At 46.5% G+C, this 1,075-nt stretch carries 1 protein-coding gene; it reads right to left on the bottom strand.

Annotation, left to right across the window (positions count from 1 at the left end; translation table 11 throughout):
- Nucleotides 1-165: 165 nt before the first annotated feature.
- Nucleotides 166-912: a hypothetical protein gene (locus tag ACR2PX_RS13790; RefSeq protein WP_433999930.1), complete on the bottom strand. Its 747-nt coding sequence runs from the start codon at nucleotides 910-912 to the stop codon at nucleotides 166-168.
- Nucleotides 913-1,075 lie beyond the last annotated feature (163 nt).

The following is a 1,075-nucleotide window of genomic DNA, read 5'->3' as shown; positions in this document are numbered from 1 at the left end:
TTTATGAGCATCGGCGGCGGCTTTTGTTGTTTTTTTGTCCTTCAACAAAAACTATCAAAAGTCAGCTGTCGATGCCCTTTTATCCTCGAAATTGTTCATTCCTACCCACAGATACCCCTGAAGAGCCGATTTTGATAATGCACTGAACACACTGAAAAGTTGTTTTCAGTCGATGGGGGCTGACTGGTCAGAAGCAACTGACACCCAAATCATGCCAAATACTCTGTATAACCACCCATAATCCGGTCGGAGTATGTGACAGGCATAGTGATCAGCCTCTTCTATCTGAAGTTGTTGGGGCAAAGTACAGCGCCTGTAACTGGTCAACCTGACCCTGGTGCGATGCTGAGTATAAAAGTCGAAAAGAAAGTGCGGCTGCTGAAGCTGACTCACCATGAAAGCTTCTGACTGTTTACCAATCCAGAGCCAGAAAGGAAGATAGGTATTACTGAGCGTAACGGGCTCATGAACATTCTTTCTTTCTGACTTATGCACATAGCTGGCCGATACAGTCACTTCGCCACTAGGAGCCCAGTAATAGGTCGTGTACTCTTCTCTCCCCTGGTTGACCAGCAACTGAAAGCCTCGAGGCAGTTCGGAAGCTGAATCAGACTTCATAAGTTCCAATTTGTGCTGCAGAGCAATTCTGACATATTGTTCTTCATTATTGACTGTATGACCCTCCGCTCTCTCCAGCGTTGTTGTTCCCGATGCCACCAGAACAGGGCTCCCCCACAACGAAGGCAATCTCTCAATATGAAAGGTGTATATGTTTGTCAGCTGGTCTGTAATGGTCACTTCACTGTGACTGTGAGCAGCTTGATTTCTGCTCTGCTGGGGGCCCTGGGCAATGATGGGCAAACTCAACAACAGAACCGTTACAAAAACGGCTCTCGAAATAACAGCTGACACTTGATGACCCTTCGTTGCTCTGAGGGGACGTTGAATTCTAGGAGCCTGTCGGACTTACCACTGACCTACTGCGAAAAAGCCGGATTTGGCCATTTTCTATGATTCTTTTCGTTGAATAGCTCGCTATTCGCCTCAAATAATCATAAAAACTGTCTCAAACCGG

The organism is Endozoicomonas sp. (assembly GCF_051008435.1).
In the GTDB taxonomy this organism is placed as follows: domain Bacteria; phylum Pseudomonadota; class Gammaproteobacteria; order Pseudomonadales; family Endozoicomonadaceae; genus Endozoicomonas_A.
Note: the sequence above shows the minus strand (reverse complement) of the source record. Positions and strands in the feature narration are given on the sequence as shown.